The sequence below is a fragment of the Streptomyces brasiliensis genome (genome assembly GCF_014647875.1).
GTDB lineage: Bacteria > Actinomycetota > Actinomycetes > Streptomycetales > Streptomycetaceae > Streptomyces > Streptomyces brasiliensis.
This window is the reverse complement of the sequence record NZ_BMQA01000014.1, coordinates 108602-123383: the sequence shown is the minus strand read 5'-3', so window position 1 is coordinate 123383 and position 14782 is coordinate 108602. Positions and strand designations below refer to the sequence as shown.

13 protein-coding genes and 1 pseudogene are annotated in these 14782 nt (G+C 67.5%); 3 read left to right on the top strand and 11 right to left on the bottom strand.

What is annotated here, in order from left to right:
* Window positions 1–56: 56 nt before the first annotated feature.
* From IEZ19_RS22510 to IEZ19_RS22480, 7 genes are read right to left on the bottom strand one after another with little or no spacing between them, the layout of a single operon-like run.
* Window positions 57–1223 (bottom strand): ABC transporter permease, encoded by a 1167-nt coding sequence (locus tag IEZ19_RS22510; protein ID WP_189313077.1) that lies wholly within the window; start codon window positions 1221–1223, stop codon window positions 57–59.
* Window positions 1220–2779, bottom strand: coding sequence for a sugar ABC transporter ATP-binding protein (locus IEZ19_RS22505; protein ID WP_189313076.1), 1560 nt, complete (start codon window positions 2777–2779; stop codon window positions 1220–1222). The genes IEZ19_RS22510 and IEZ19_RS22505 overlap by 4 nt, the downstream gene beginning before the upstream one ends.
* Entirely contained in the window at window positions 2776–3450 is a 675-nt protein-coding gene (locus IEZ19_RS22500; RefSeq protein WP_189313075.1) for a DUF2291 family protein, read from the bottom strand. Before IEZ19_RS22500 ends, IEZ19_RS22505 begins: the two co-directional genes overlap by 4 nt.
* Entirely contained in the window at window positions 3447–4916 is a 1470-nt protein-coding gene (locus IEZ19_RS22495; protein ID WP_189313074.1) for an FGGY family carbohydrate kinase, read from the bottom strand. The genes IEZ19_RS22500 and IEZ19_RS22495 overlap by 4 nt, the downstream gene beginning before the upstream one ends.
* Window positions 4916–5869 (bottom strand): transketolase family protein, encoded by a 954-nt coding sequence (locus tag IEZ19_RS22490; RefSeq protein ID WP_189313073.1) that lies wholly within the window; start codon window positions 5867–5869, stop codon window positions 4916–4918. The genes IEZ19_RS22495 and IEZ19_RS22490 overlap by 1 nt, the downstream gene beginning before the upstream one ends.
* The gene (locus IEZ19_RS22485) at window positions 5866–6774 is read right to left on the bottom strand and encodes a transketolase (protein ID WP_189313072.1); all 909 of its coding nucleotides are present in this window, start codon (window positions 6772–6774) and stop codon (window positions 5866–5868) included. The genes IEZ19_RS22490 and IEZ19_RS22485 overlap by 4 nt, the downstream gene beginning before the upstream one ends.
* A complete protein-coding gene (locus IEZ19_RS22480; protein ID WP_229840615.1) occupies window positions 6771–7796 on the bottom strand; it encodes a sugar phosphate isomerase/epimerase family protein in 1026 nt (341 codons plus the stop codon). The genes IEZ19_RS22485 and IEZ19_RS22480 overlap by 4 nt, the downstream gene beginning before the upstream one ends.
* Window positions 7797–8619: 823 nt before the next feature.
* Between IEZ19_RS22480 and IEZ19_RS22475 the strand changes: the two genes are divergently transcribed.
* On the top strand, window positions 8620–9012 hold the full coding sequence (locus IEZ19_RS22475; RefSeq protein WP_229840614.1) for an apiosidase-like domain-containing protein: 393 nt from the start codon (window positions 8620–8622) through the stop codon (window positions 9010–9012).
* A gap of 50 nt (window positions 9013–9062) precedes the next feature.
* The gene (locus IEZ19_RS50900) at window positions 9063–10358 is read left to right on the top strand and encodes a DUF1593 domain-containing protein (protein WP_229840613.1); all 1296 of its coding nucleotides are present in this window, start codon (window positions 9063–9065) and stop codon (window positions 10356–10358) included.
* Window positions 10359–10421: 63 nt separating this feature from the next.
* Here the strand turns inward: IEZ19_RS50900 and IEZ19_RS53110 are convergent.
* From IEZ19_RS53110 to IEZ19_RS50885, 4 genes and pseudogenes are all read right to left on the bottom strand, one after another.
* A pseudogene (locus tag IEZ19_RS53110) lies at window positions 10422–10631 on the bottom strand (HoxN/HupN/NixA family nickel/cobalt transporter); the annotation flags it as partial.
* Window positions 10632–10968: 337 nt separating this feature from the next.
* Window positions 10969–12003: a DUF4331 family protein gene (locus IEZ19_RS22460; protein ID WP_189313070.1), complete on the bottom strand. Its 1035-nt coding sequence runs from the start codon at window positions 12001–12003 to the stop codon at window positions 10969–10971.
* 153 nt (window positions 12004–12156) lie between these two features.
* On the bottom strand, window positions 12157–12369 hold the full coding sequence (locus IEZ19_RS50890) for a response regulator transcription factor (RefSeq protein ID WP_229840611.1): 213 nt from the start codon (window positions 12367–12369) through the stop codon (window positions 12157–12159).
* Window positions 12327–13262, bottom strand: a complete 936-nt coding sequence (locus IEZ19_RS50885; RefSeq protein WP_229840610.1) for a hypothetical protein — start codon at window positions 13260–13262, stop codon at window positions 12327–12329. The genes IEZ19_RS50890 and IEZ19_RS50885 overlap by 43 nt, the downstream gene beginning before the upstream one ends.
* An 886-nt stretch (window positions 13263–14148) precedes the next feature.
* Here IEZ19_RS50885 and IEZ19_RS22450 point away from each other — a divergent pair.
* On the top strand, window positions 14149–14760 hold the full coding sequence (locus IEZ19_RS22450; RefSeq protein WP_189313069.1) for a DUF308 domain-containing protein: 612 nt from the start codon (window positions 14149–14151) through the stop codon (window positions 14758–14760).
* Window positions 14761–14782: the final 22 nt, after the last annotated feature.

Genomic DNA, 14782 nt, shown 5'->3' with positions numbered 1-14782 from the left:
GGGACAAGGCGGAGAGAGCAAGTACAGGGGGAAGGAGGTGGGGGGTGGGGGACCCGTTAACGGGAAGCGCCTGGGGACGTGGTCGCATGGTCCGGACGGGTTTCGGCCAGTTCCGTGTCGGGTTGGGCGGTGGCGACGGCGACAGCTGAGGCGGCGGCGCCTCGTCGCTGGAACCGCTGCTGGCTCTGGTCGAGGATGACGGCGATGATGATGACGGCGCCCTTGATGAAGGTCTGCCAGAAGGTCGAGACGCCGAGGATGACCAGACCGTCGGCCAAGAAGCCGATGACGAAGGCGCCGACCAAGGTGCCGCGCACATTGCCTCGTCCTCCGGACAGGGCGGCGCCGCCGATGACGACAGCTGCGATGGCGTTGAGTTCGAAGCTGTCGCCGGCCTGGGGGGCTGCCGAGGTGAGCTCGGAGGCAATGATGACTCCGGACAGAGCGGCGCAGGCGCCCGAGATCACATAGACGATCATTTTGACGCGCTTGACGGGGACACCGGTGAGTTCGGTAGCCCGCTCGTTGCCGCCCGTGGCGTACAGCCAGCGTCCGAAGGCCGTGGAGCGCAGCAGCACGGCTACGATGATGGCCAGCGCGATCATCATCCAGATTGCCACTGGCAGGCCGAGCGGACGGTCGGCGCCTATCCAGCCGAATCCCGTGTTGTGGGTGCTGGGGTCACCACCCAGGTTGGGGTAGGTCGTACCGCCGGAGATCAGCAAGGCGGCGCCGCGGGCGACGTAGAGCATGCCGAGCGTGGCGATGAAGGGGGCGACGTTGAGGCGGGTGATGAGGATGCCGTTGATGGTGCCGATGACGGCTCCCACCATGAGGCACAGGACGACCACCGCCCACACCGGCGGGTAGGCGACGACGCCGAAGATGCTGACGTGCAGCCCCTTGAGCGCTTCACCGGCGACCACTCCGGAGAGGCCCACGGTGGAGCCCACCGACAAGTCGATGCCGCCTTTGAGGATGACGAGCAGCATACCAAGCGCGAGCACCCCGTTGATCGCGACATGCTTGGTCATCGTGATGACGTTGTCGACGGTGAGGAAGGAGTCGGACAAAAGGCTGAACACGGCGATCAGCACGGCGAGCGCGATGAACGCGCGGAGTTCGAAGACCGAGTTGAGGGTCTTCAGGCGGCGGGCCTCCGCTGCCGCCTGTCGGCGTTGCTGCAGGACGGAGGCGTTGTCGGTGGTCAGGGTGTTTGTCATTGCAGGCCCTCTTCGGTGGTGTCGGCTCCGTCGGCCAGGCTCATCAGCCGGTCCCGCGTGATCTCGTTGGGCGGGAGGTCCGCGACGAGGCGTCCGCGGACCAGGACGAGCAGTCGGTCAGGGATGTGGAGCGCTTCTTCGGCCTCGGACGTGGTGAACAGCACGGCCAGCCCGCGTTCTGCCTGCTGTGCCATGACTTCGAAGACGTCCGCCTTGGCGGCGACGTCCACGCCGCGCGAGGGCTCGTCGAGCAGCAGCACCCGGGGGTCGGTCATCAGGGCCTTGCCGATAACGACTTTCTGCTGGTTGCCGCCGCTCAGCGAGCCGATGGGCGCGTTCGCGCCCGAGGCCTTGACGGTGACGTTGGTGATCATCGACTCGACAGCGGAGCGTTCACCGGCGCGACTGACGATGAACCGGCGGACGAAATTGGTGAGTGCTGCCAGGGACAGGTTCTCGCCGACGCTCATCGTCTGCACCAGTCCATCGCGTTGGCGGTCCTCCGGGACCAGAGCGACTCCGGCCTGGATGCGCTGGCGGACGGAGCCGGTCAGCGGTTCGCCGTACAGGTGCACCTCTCCGGAGGCGGCGGGTAGCCGGCCAGCCAGGCACTCCAGAAGTTCGGTTCGCCCGCTGCCCATGAGCCCGTAGATGCCGACCGTCTCGCCTGCGCGGATCTGGAGTGATATCCCGTCGACGGCGAGGCGGTCGGGGTTTGCCGGATCGGCCACCGACAGGTCGATGGTCTCCAGCGCCACCGTGCCGAGTGTGGGCTCTCGAGCGGGGAAAAGACTGTCCTGTTCACGCCCCACCATGGTTCGGACGACCCAGGCGAGATCGATGTCGTCGGCGACCGCGGTGGCGACCATCGATCCGTCTCGCAGCACCGCCACGTCGTCGGCGATGTCCAGGGCCTCTTCGAGGTGATGGGAGATGTAGATCACCGCTACACCCTCGGCGGTGAGTTCACGGATGACCTGGAAGAGGACTTCCACCTCCGGGGCGCTGAGCGCCGAGGTCGGTTCGTCCATGATCAGGATCCGGGCATTCTGCAGAAGGGCCCGGGCAATCTCCACCAGTTGCTGCTGTCCCAGGCGCAGTTCGCTGACCAGGCTGTCGGGGTCAAGGGTCTCGTCCAGGCGGCGGAGCACGGCTTTCGCCTGCTCGCGCTGCACGGTGCGGCTCACCAGGCCGCGCCTGGTCTGCTCACGCCCCAGGAAGAGGTTGTCTTGGATGCTCAGGTTCGGGCACAGGCTCAGTTCCTGGTGGATGATGGAGATTCCCCGGTCGGCCGCGTCGCGGGCGCTGCCGAACTGAACCGTCTCGCCGTCGAGTTCGATGTGGCCGGTGGTGGGGGATTCCACGGCGCTGAGGATCTTCATCAGGGTGGACTTGCCCGCGCCGTTCTCTCCGAACAGCACCATGACACGTCCGGGCGCGATGTCGAGGGAGACGCCCTTGAGTGCCTGGGTTCCGCCATAGACCTTGGTGACGTCGACGGCTTGCAGGATTGGCGTGCGTGCGGCGGTACTCGGCCGCGTAGTCGTGGCCGTCACGGCGTCGGCTCGATCGAGATCGGCGTCACGGTGAGCAGGTCGGCGGTCAGCGGACTCGTCGCACCGATGACGGTGACCTTCTTGCCTTGGAGCGAGGCGACATTCAGGTGGGCGAGGACCGCGGCCTTCATCTGGTTGTTCAGCGCGGTGCCGGCGTCGGCGTAGTCGACTTGGTTGACGAACTGGCCGAATTTGATGAAGCCGACCGCGTCACGCAGCGCGGTGCCGTTGATGGCCGGGCCGATCTGGACCGACACGCGGGCCTTGCTGATTCCCGGCACGGTGATGGGCAGAATGCCGCTGGTGGCTTTACCGGCTGTCCCGGTAAATGTGACGGCGAAGCTGTAGAGACCGGTGCCATCGCGGTGGCCGTATTTCTTGCCGGCTGCGTCACTGTCTGCGGCGAGTGCCTTCTGCAGGGTGACGATATCGACGGCGTTCTTCCGGATCGCGGGCACTACCTTCGACTTGTAGGTGTCGGCGCCGTACTTGGCGGCGTCGAACTTGGCTGCCTGGCCGGGCGCGGCTTGGCTGTCGGAGCGGTAGGTCGTGGTGGCCAGCATCGCGGCGATCACGACCACGAGCGCGATCAGGCTGCCGCGGCCGAGGGTGAGCGGGCCGCGTCGGCGAGCGTTCCCCGCGTTGGGCCGGGCTTGTGGCACTGCTGTCATGATGTCCTCTCATTTCCGCGTGCGCCCAGTTCGCGGGCGGCCAGTAGGCGCTCGTGCCATTGCGAGGCGGCGGCCTTTCGCCGGTCCTCGGTCCACGCCGGGGTGAAGACTTCGAGGCCGTGGTCGGCTCGCTTTTCCAGGTCTGAGGCGGTCCACAGGCCGAGGACCAGTCCGGCGAGATCTGCGGCGCCTGCGGCCGAGAGCTCCGGATGGTGGGTCCTGGCCACTTCCACACCGCTGAGGTCTGCCTGGAGTTGCATGAGTGCCGTGCTGCGGGTCAGCCCTCCGTCGGCCATCACCCGGTCGATCCCGGACATGGCGTCCAGGACGTCGTCGACCTGGTGGGCGACCGATTCCAGCGCGGCCCGGGCGAGCTGTCCGCGGCCGGTGCCGAGGCTGAAGCCGGCGAGCAGAGGTTGGGCCTGGGGGTCCCACCACGGGGCTCCGATACCGCCGAAGGCGGGTACGAGCGTCACGCCATCGGAGTCGGAGTTGGCCGCGAGTTCGATGACCTTCTCGACCGGAGTGCCGAGAAGGTCAGCGAGCCAGGTCAACGTCCGTCCACTGGAGCGGATGTTCGCTTCCTGCGCGAAGGACGGCTGGTCTGCGGACCAGGCGATGGTGTCGCAGATGACTCCTGCGGCGCCGGGCGATGAGGTGAGGGTCATCACGGACGAGCCGGTGCCGTAGGTCGCCTTCGTCACCCCCGGCCGCCAGCCGGCGTGGGCGAAGAGTGCGGCGTGCGAGTCCCCCAACACCGCGACAACGGGGACCCCGTCGGGGAGGGGGTCGAATCCCCGCGTGTGCCCGAAGGGGCCGCTCGAGGCGATCACCTCCCCGAGGGCCGGCCGGGGTATCCCGAACACCTCCAGCAGTTCGCCATCGAACGCGCCGGTGCCGAGGTCGAGCAGCTGGGTGCGTGAGGCGTTGCCTATTTCCGTGACGAAGGCTCCGGTCATAGCCGTGACCAGCCAACTGTCCACCGTGCCCAGCCGCAGCTCGCCGCGGCCTACGCGTTCCCGGGCCGGATCGTGCTCGTCGAGCAGGGCGGCCATTTTCAGTGCGGAGAACATCGGGTCGAGTGGAAGTCCGGTCCGTCGGCGGACCAGTCCGGCGAACGGCGTTCCTGCGAGCTGGGCGGCCCGCTCCGATCCTCGCTGGTCCTGCCAGCTCACCAACGGAGCGACTGGTTGGCCCGTCGCCGTCTCCCAGAGGACCACGGACTCGCGCTGGGTACTCAGCCCGATGCCCGCGACGGATCGGGGATCGGTCCCGTTCAGGCAGGCGGCGACCGCCGCGCGAACACTGGCCAGCAGCGCAAGCGCATCCTGCTCCACCAGACCGGGCGCCGGATGGCTCTGGGACAGCGGCGCTTCGCCGCGCCCTACGATCCGGCCGGTGGAGTTGACCAGCAGCGCCTTGGTCGAGCTGGTGCCTTGGTCAACGGCGAGGACGAGCCTTTCCATCAGCCCTGCCCCAGAGCCTCACGCGCGGCACCGACGATGCCTGCGGCGTTCAGACCGAAGTGGTCCAGCAGGAAGGAGGTGCTGCCGGTCGGAGCAAACGTCGGCACACCGAGCATCCGGATCGGGACCGGCCGGGATTCCGCAACCACTCTCGCCACTGCGGCTCCCATGCCGCCGGAGACCAGGCCTTCTTCGGCGGTGACGATGGCGCTGGTGTCTTCCGCGGCGGCAAGGACCTCAGGGACGTCGAGCGGTTCGACGAAGGTCATGTTCACCACGCGCGCCGAGATGCCCTGCTCGTTGAGGAGGTCGGATGCTTCAAGAGCGCGGGAGACCATGGTTCCTACGGCTATCAGGGTCACATCGGTGCCCTCCACCAGCCTGACGGCCCGCCCTCGCTCGAACGGGGCGTCGGGCGGTGTGACCGCTGGGACCTTGAAACGCGGGATGCGCAGGTAGGAAGGACGGCCGGAGGCGGCGGCCCAGCGCACCGCGCTGCGGGTCTGCGCGGGGTCGGCCGGGACCACGATCTGCAGACCGGGAACGGCTCGCATCCAGGAAAGGTCCTCGATCGAGTGATGGGTCGGCCCGAGTTCGCCATAGGCCATGCCGGGGCTCTGGCCGCACAGGACCACGTGGCGATCGCTGTAGGCGACGTCGGCCTTGATCTGTTCCAGGGCGCGGCCGGTGAGGAACGGTGCCGCAGCCGACACGAAGGGGATGTAACCGGCGTTGGCCAGACCGGCCGAGACACCGACAAGGTCCTGCTCGGCGATGCCGACGTTGATCAGACGGTCGGGGAACTCCTCGCGGAAGGCGACCAGGTTGCTGGAGCCGACCGAGTCGTTGCACACCGCCACGATCCGCTCGTCGGCGCGGGCGAGGGCGATCAGTTCGTCCGCGAAGTCGGCGCGGCAGTCGAACGTGAGGGTGGGCGCGTCGAGCGCGGTCATCGGCTCAGCTCCTCGAGAGCGAGGCGGACCTGCTCGTCGGTGGGCACCTTGTGGTGCCACTCGACCCGGTCTTCCATGAACGAAATTCCCTTACCCTTGATCGTGTTGGCGATCACTGCGACCGGGCGGCCCGTGGTCGAGGGCCCGAACGCTTCCTTGATCGCCTGGTGGTCGTGGCCGTCGATGACCCGGACCTCCCACCCGAAACTGGCCCACTTCTGGTCCAGCGGTTCGAGCCCCTTGGTCTCCTCGGTGCGGGCCCCCTGCTGCAGTTGGTTGCGGTCCACGACGGCGGTGAGGTTCTCCAGGCCGTAGTGCGCGGCCGTCATGGCCGCTTCCCAGTTGCTGCCTTCCTGGATCTCGCCGTCGCCGAGCACGACCACGGTCCGCCAGGGCTCGCCGCGCAGCTTGCCGCCGAGCGCGCAGCCGGTGGCGACCGGGAAGCCGTGTCCGAGCGGGCCGGTGTTGGTCTCCACCCCGGGCACCTTGACCCGGTTCGGGTGGCCGTTCAGCGGCGACAAGGGGCCCATGAAATCCGTCAGCCGGTGCTGCGGGAAGAAACCGCAGGACGCCAGCGTGGAATACAAGGCGGCTGCGCAGTGGCCCTTGCTCAGCACGAACCGATCCCGCTGAGGGTCATCCGGCTGGAAGGGGTTCAGGCGCAACGACCCCCAGATGGCGGTGACCATCAGGTCGGTCACTGACAGGTCCCCTCCGACGTGCCCCATGCCGGCCGCCTGAATGGTGGTCAGGATGTCCCGGCGGATCCGGGTGGAAATCCGGGCCAGCTCGGGAGCCGCTTCGGACGGGGACGCCTTGCGAAGCCGCTCGCTCAGCTCGACGTAGATGCGGGCGGCTGGCTCGTCCAATTCGAGCGGGCCGGGCGCGGTCTGGACGGCGGTCACAGGGTCTCGCTCTCCGCAAGCGCACGGTAGAGCGCCTGCTTGGCAATCCGCTGGGCGCCTAGGGCGTCCTGCGCAGACTGGGCCGCCGCGAGGGCCTCCCGGTCGAGGTTGTTCAGCGCGTGGTGGAAGGCGCGCATCGTGCGGATGCCCGCGCGGGCCGCCTCGACGGAGTCCTCCCGGAAGGGGAACTGGTCGAGCTGCCAGACGCCATCCCAACCTGCATCACGCAGGGCGAAGAAGAATTCGAACGTCTCCAGCAGGTGCACCGATCCGACGACCATGTCGTCGTCCCAGCCGCGGAAGTTGTCGTTGACGTCGATCGCGAAGAGCTTGTTCCGGGCCATCGCCATCCGGGCCGCCTCGGCCGGCGTCTCACCGCCGTACAGCGAATGGCCGAAGTCGAGCAGAACACCGACATTGTCGACGCCCATGTCCTCGATCGCGAGCAGGGTCCGCGCCACGGAGGAGAAGACCATGCGGTTGCGCGGCTCGCGCGGCTTGTACTCGATCGCGAATTTCAAGTCGGGGAAGGACTGCGCCAGTTCCCGAACCGCACTGACGGACTTGTCCCACAGATCGTTGTAGTCGGCCTGGAAGGGGTAGTCGTACCCGTCCTGACCCGGCCACAGCTTGATGTAGTCGACGCCGAGTTCACGTCCGACCTCGGCCGATGCGGCGACCAGATCGATGGCCCGCTGGCGCACGGCGGGGTCGGGGTTGGTGAACCCGCCCTTGGCGAAGGCGCCGGTGTAGAACTCCGGCGTCACAGCAATGGCACGCAGCCCCTCAGCGGCGAGGGCGTCCTTCACTTCGGAGGTGCTTATGTTGCCGGGCGGGAATGGCCAATTCAGGTCGACGACGGACAGGTCGCCGACGGCCCCGGCCAGCTTGATGGCGTCGAGGACGGTCCTGGGGTCGCCGTAGCCGTCGGTCGCGTACCGGTCGACGTACGTGGCGAAGTGCCAGATACCCGCCCCGTAGGACGGCTCCTTTTGCATTTTTATGCGGTCCCGATCAGACATGCCGAGGAAGTTACGTCAGGCCCCTATACGTGTCAAGGAAGTTGCCAGGACTGATCGCGCAGCAGCACGCCAGGCGCTTATCGGCCAGGACTTGCGCTCGTCCGGCCACCCGAGACGACCAGGTGCGACGAGGTGCGGCCGCACGGCACCAGAGTCCGTGACGCCAGTCGGGCGAGGGGCACACCGGGCCAGATGGTTCGTCCCGAACCGTTGACGGCCACGTGTCGGCGGGGTAAACATGGCGGCCGTCGATGCACATCTAGGCGCGAGTGAATTTTCATTCAGAGAGGTATCACTTGGACAGCCGGCCTCAAAGCAGTGCTCTGACCTCGTCCACACAACTGCGTCCGACCACTACCCGGAGTGCCCGCAGGGTCCTGACCGCCGCACATCTTCGCCGCGGCGACCGCGCTCGCCGTCACCGGAACCGGCGCCGCCTCTGCGGGGCCCGCCAGCAGTCAGGCGAAGGCCAGTCGCCTTGTGTCTGTCCTTCCCGAACTCGCAGCCAGCGAGTCGTAAGGGCGCTATGCCCTGTGGGTTGCGTCCTGTGAAGTGGTGTACGGGCTCCCACCTGATCTCGGTGAGCGTCGACCCCGCAAGCGCGGACATACCTGACAAGAAGAGCTGCACAAGGCCTCGGCGTCCGTGAAATGAGAGCCCAACACCGCATGGAAAGAACTCTGTGCTTGCTGCCGACGTCACGACCGTCGCAGCCCATCTGGATGCTGCCCCCGACGTAGTCGCTCTGCGTACGTGCACCAGAGCCGCTTCTGACGGGGCACGCGTGGTACAGCTCGCACGGCTCACGCGCGAGGGTAGAAGTGTGCATCGTCGTCCTGCGCACGGCTTCTGGCGGATGTCGGCGCAGGGCCGCAGCCTCGTGCACGCCGACGGCACCCCCGCCGTCCTGGTGGGCGACACCGCGGGGGCACTGCCCTGGCGGGCGACCGAGGACGACGTATGCGTCTACGCGGCCGACGGCCGGCAGAAGGGTTTCAACGCGGTGCTGGTCATGCGCGTCCAGCCCGGCATGGACGCGCGCGGGCCACGGGACCGGACCGCCGACCACGGGATCGACATGGGGTTCGAAGACCCGCCCGAGGGACACGGTCGGGGCGGCAGGTACCTGCTTGCCGCCTGTCCTCTGTGTCACGAATCCAGTTCCACATCCACATCAACATTGACCCCTTCAGGGAGGGCGTCGGTATGGAAATGAAGCGACGAGAGTTCCTGAACCGAGCGGCTTGGTCAGCGACAGGTGCCCTGATGGTTCTGGGGACCGGAGTCGGGACCGCCGCGCACGCGTTCGCTGCGCCGGAGCCGGGACACCGTGACGGTGCCGGCCACGACCGGCACCGCCCGCGCGTGCTCGTCTCGACGGACATCGGCGGCACGGACTTCGACGACTTCCAGTCCATGGTCCATCTCCTGCTGTACGCCGACCGACTGGACATCGAGGGGCTGGTGTCCTCGCCGTACGGCCCCGGCACCAAGGCCGACATCCTTCGTGTCGTCGACGCCTACGAACACGACTACCGCAACCTGAAGACCTACTCGCCCCACTATCCGTCTCCTGGGCGACTTCGCGCGATCAGCAAGCAGGGCGCGTTCGACACGGCCACGAGCGCAGGCTTCGGCGAGCCGACCGAAGGCTCTCGATGGATCGTGAAGTGCGCACGCAGGAGCGACAGCCGTCCGCTGAACGTCCTGGTCTGGGGAGGCATCGACGACCTTGCCCAGGCGCTGCACGACGCCCCCGACATCCTGCCGAAACTCCGCGTGTACTACATAGGCGGGCCGAACAAGTTGTGGGCCGTGGACGCCTACAACTACATCGAGACCCACCATCCGGAACTACGGATCATCGAGTCCAACGCAACCTACCGCGGCTTCTTCACCGGCGGCGATCAGACCGGCGAGTGGGGCAACGAGGCGTTCGTGGAGCAGCACATCGCGGGGCACGGCGCCCTCGGTGACTTCTTCGCCGCCCAGTCCGCGCAGGTGAAGATGGGTGACACCCCATCCGTGCTCTGGTACTTGAATGGTGCTCAGGACCCGGTGCAGCCGAGCTGGGGCGGCCAGTATGTCCGCGTGTGGGACGGGAGGAAGACGGTATTCAACCGGCTGACCACGGCGCGGGACACCGCGGAGGTCTATGGTGTCGTCGAGTTCGCGCTCAAGGTCCCCGAGGGCTACAGCGCGAGGAACACGGCGCGGATGATGATCGACAACCGGACGGCGGGCCCGTTCCCGGCTGCCGTCAACGAGGGGCGCGTGCTGCGATTCCGCTTCTCGCCGCGCGATCCGAAGGTGTGGCCGTACGTGATCCAGAGCGATCACCCCGACCTCGACGGCCTGTCCGGTGCGATCACGGCCACACCGCCGTCCGCCGAACGTGCCGGCACGCCGTCGACCATGCACCCCTACTGGTGGACCGACGATCAGGATCCGGCTTTCGCCGAGAGTCCCTGGGTCGGCGCGAAGCACGTCAGCCGGTGGCGCCTGGAGTACCTGAGCGAATTCGCCACACGGATGGACCGCTGCAAGGTGCCCGCGTCCTGACAGGCCGATGACGGCGATGACGTACAGGAATGCCCCGGAGACCAGCGTGCCCATCCAGCTGGTGAGGCTGTGCAGCGTGGAGTTGTCGTCCTGAAGGGTGCCGGCGATACCTCTGACCCCGAAAGCGAGGAGAAGGGACAAGGCGAAAACGACACTTGAATGGCCGAGGGAGAACCAGAAGCCGACCGACAGGGGCCGTTTCCTGGAGTCCATGAGCTTCCGGGTCGTGTTGTCGATGGCCGCGATGTGGTCGGCGTCGAAGACGTGCCGCATCCCCAGGACGTAAGCGGTGACGCCCAGGCCCACTCCGTAGCTTTTCTGACCACCGTGAAGTGGTGGGGAGTCACGACGGTGAGGAGGATTCCCCAGCCGACGACGTGCAACGCGGCGATGACGACGACGACACCTCCCAGGCGTGACCACTCGGCCCTCGTCAGGGAGCCTTGGACCGCGGGCATCCGGTCCGGTGAGGGAGGGGCCTCAGCGTGGGAGTCGACATGTTGTACCTCTTCCGTGTATGCGTGCGCGGCCGGCTGGGGGAGGCTGCGGTCATGAGAAGAGCCGTGCGGGCCTGACAGGCAGGTCCGCACGGCTCGTTACGGCAGACCGTTCATGCCGCCGGCGGCACGTACGGGAAGGTCTTCGAAGGCTTGACGGTGATCGACTCCTTGCCGATACCGAGGGTCACCGGCGTGTTGCTGGCGAAGGAGAACATCACGTCCGGCGCGTTGTCCGTGAGCGTTCGGCCGTTCCACTGCGCGAGCCCGTACGAGGCGGGCGTGCCGACCACGTGCGGCAGGACGTTGGGAAGGATCCTGCTCACGACCGTCTTCGCGTAGGCGTAGGGGTCTTCGGCCGTACTGTAGGCACGGACCACGCCGGCCACCGACTCGGTGAGGGCCTTGCCGTACAGCTCGACATCGTCGACAGGCGCGTTCTCGTTGAGACGGTCGCCGAGGGACTCGTTGTACTGGGTGAAGAGGGGGTGGATCATCGGCAGGCCGGCCCGGTTGATCGGTCGCCATCCACCGGCGTCCGTGGCGAGGAAGGCGACGGCCCATACGTCGATCTTGCGGTCTTCACCGGCGACGGGCAGCAGCTCGTCATCGGCGACCTCCAGGACGATGGAGTAGACGGTGTGGCCCGCGAACAGGTTCGACGCCTGCTTCGGGTCCCATGCGGAGAGGTCGACCTTGGTGCCGTCCTGGTAGGCATGGCCCACGGCGTGCAGGACGTCCGGCTCTATCCAGAAGGGGTCGCCAGCCTTGCCGACCCAGGCCCGGCTGCCGCCGGGGAGTTCCAGGGTCTCACCCGTGCGGCCCCGTCCGATGACCGTGCCCTCGGCGAAGTCGTCCCGGGCGTCCGGCCCGGCCAGTCGGCGCACCTCATAGGTCTGCACGCCGTTCGGGTCGGCCTCGGCGAACGTGAAGCGGTAGGTCACATCCTCGATGGCGTCACCGTTGGAGTCGATCTTGAACTCGTACTTGCCCTCCGGGTGCAGGCCTCGGGGGATGTCCTCGCCGGCGAGCGAGTGACTGTGGTCCGTGACGAACACGGTCCCCCGCTCACCTCGGAACACATACAGGTCCGTGATGTCCAGGCGAGGGTCCTGGCGGGCGATGGGGGAGTCGAGGTGGTGAGACATGTCGTTCTCGCTTTCGTGTCGAAGCCGTGCTCCCCAGTCTGGTGAGATCGCGCACGGCAATCTGTCGAGAAGGCTCCAGGGTCGGCCGAGCGCAACCCACACAGTCCCAATGGGGTTTTCCCGACAGGGTTCGTGTGGGTGGCGCCACGTAGTTCAGGAGCCCACTTCGGCGGGCTGGTCGACTTCCCGCATGTAGAGGCGGGCCAACTGGACGCGCGACCGGATGCCCAGTTTCTCGAAGGCGTGGCGTACATGGGTGTTCACTTTGTGCGGTGAAAGGAACAGACGTTCCGCCGCCTGCCGGTTGGTCGCCCCGTGAGCGATCAGGCGTACGACACCCAGTTCAGACGGGTCAGCCCGCGCCACTCGATATCCGGTGCGTTGGCGGCCGCGGCAGGCCTGACGCCCAGCTTGCGCAGTCGGCTGCGCGCGCGTCGGCTGTCCCGGTGGGCGCCACACGCTTCGTACTCCTCCAGCGCCCGCTCGAAGCAGGCCTGGGCTTCAGCGAATCCGGCTGCTGCCGGCAGTCCGCCGGCGTCTTCCCACGCCTGCGCTCTGAGCAAGGGGCGTGAGCTCCCGTACCGCTCGGCCGCGTCCATGAGCCTGCCCCTGTCGGCTTCCAGGAGTCCGCGCGCATGCGTGGCCACTGCCTCGAAGAGGGGAAAGCGGGGATTGCGCTGCGCCCGGCTCTCGGCGAATTCGACGGCGGAGGCCGCGACTTCACGCAGGCCGGAGACGAGCGCGGCACGGACGAGCATGACCGCGTCCGCGGGATCGATACCGGCCGTGTGGACGTGGCCGCGCCGCGAGTATGCTGCAGCGGAACTGAGTTGATGACCCGTCACATGTCGATCGCGGTAGGCAGCGGTGATCAGGGCGATCCAGGCCCCGATCTGGCGCTGCTGCGGATCATTGCTCGACAGACAGACGTGGGCCCGCGCCGTGCAGGCCTCGATCGTCGCGTCGTCTCCCGTGTGGAAGGCCACGCGTGCCCTGGTGGCCAGGGCCGCCAACTCCCCGGTGAAGGACAGCCCGGTGGCCGCGGTCGCTTGCTCCGCTGCATCCAGTTCCTGCTCCGCCACGGCCAACTGCCCGGCGTCCAGCAGATGACGGGCCTGAGTGGTCCGCCACAAAGGCAGCAGTGCCCGCCGACCGCGTTGTTCCGCCTCTTCCACCGCTTCCCGCACCAGGTCCCTCGCATCCTGGTCGTTCCCGGAGAGACTCAGCAGTGAGGCACGCCAGCTCGTGGCGAGGGCCACCTCGGGAAGGGCGGCGGCACGGCCAGGGCTGCTTCGGCTCCGGCACAGGCCAGCATGCGGGACCTTCCCGCACCGGCCGGTCCCTCGATCCAAAGGACTCCGCCGCCGTTGCGGTGGACGTGACGGCGTACCCACTGGGTGAGCCGTTCCTGTTCCGCTCTGCGTCCGCGCACGGGGAGCGAGGCCGCCTCCTCGACGGCGTCGGACGCCGTCCGTAGGTTGTCAATCACCTGGCTCAAGGCAACCTCCAGGGGTCCGGGTTCACTGCGACCGACGGGGGCGCGAAACCGCAAGGCGTCATTGCCTGGGGAGCCGGCGACCGAGGGCGGGACGGGCATGCGACATCCCGTCGTCAGCCGATCGGGCAGCCACCCCCTCGTGAGAGGGGGTGCGGCCTTCCCCGCGTCATCAGACATGGTGGGCAATCCTGCGTCGGCCTGGCTGTCGAGACTGCCTGAGAAGTGGTCCAGGTGTTCCCCACGGGAGATGTCGGGGCAACCCCACGGGGCGGCTCTCCACCGAGCCTTCCGCCCTGCGCCCCGACGGCGGCCGGCAGTCTGTGACGCGGGCGTTCGCGCAGGTCGCTTCACCCGATTGTGGGGTCCTCCCCAGGGCGGACTCCGGGATGTCCCGTAGGTGGCGTCGAGGTTGCGCTACAGCGGGGCGGTGGATCGGGTCGTGACACTGAAGTCTCGCCACATCGGTCTGGGCCGAGAACACCCTCGCGTACAACGCCCGTGGCGCGACCGGCGGCTCACAAGCCGACGGCGGCAGGCTGCCCGTCACCGCCGGCTGACGGATGGCGACTGGTCAGGCCTGTCACCACGATGAAGACGCACGCCGGATGCGCTACAGCACCCGGCCAGGAGAAACAGGAAGTGAATCGATGGCGCAGCTGCAAACGGCGCGGTTCGAGGACCAGTCCGTTCCGTACCGGGCGATGGCGAGCGTGGTCCGCGGGATCCGTGTACGTCGACGCGTCACTCGGCTGGCCGGAGCCCTGATCTCGGTGAGTGTCGGCACCACCCTGGTGGTGACGCCGGGACTGACCCGGAGCGACATGGGAGTCGTGTTCGGGGTGCAGTTCGCCGTACAGGGGATACTCCAGGTGTTCGCCGCGCAGGAAGCGAGGGTGCCGCGGTTCGTACGGTGGCTCTTGACCGCCGGCGGCCTTGTCGTTCTCTTCCTGGCGACCTCCTTCTTCCGGGGCCACGCCGATTCCGTGTTCCTGCTGGGACTGTGGACGGGCTTCGGTCTGCTCCTTCGCGGCTTCACGATGGCGGTTTCGATGATGCCGTCCTCGGTCAGTCGTGTCGTCGCCTATGACGACCTGCTGAATGCGGTGATCGTCTCGGTCGGTCTTTTCATGACCGCTTTTCCCTTTTCATCCCTGAGTCAGTTGGCGTATATTGCCGGTTCTACCCTGGTTCTTACCGGTCTGGTAGAGGCTGTCGGCGCCTCGCGTCGGTGCGGTAGGGCTCTGCGCCCGCTGCAATGAATAAGAGGCTCGCCGCGATACG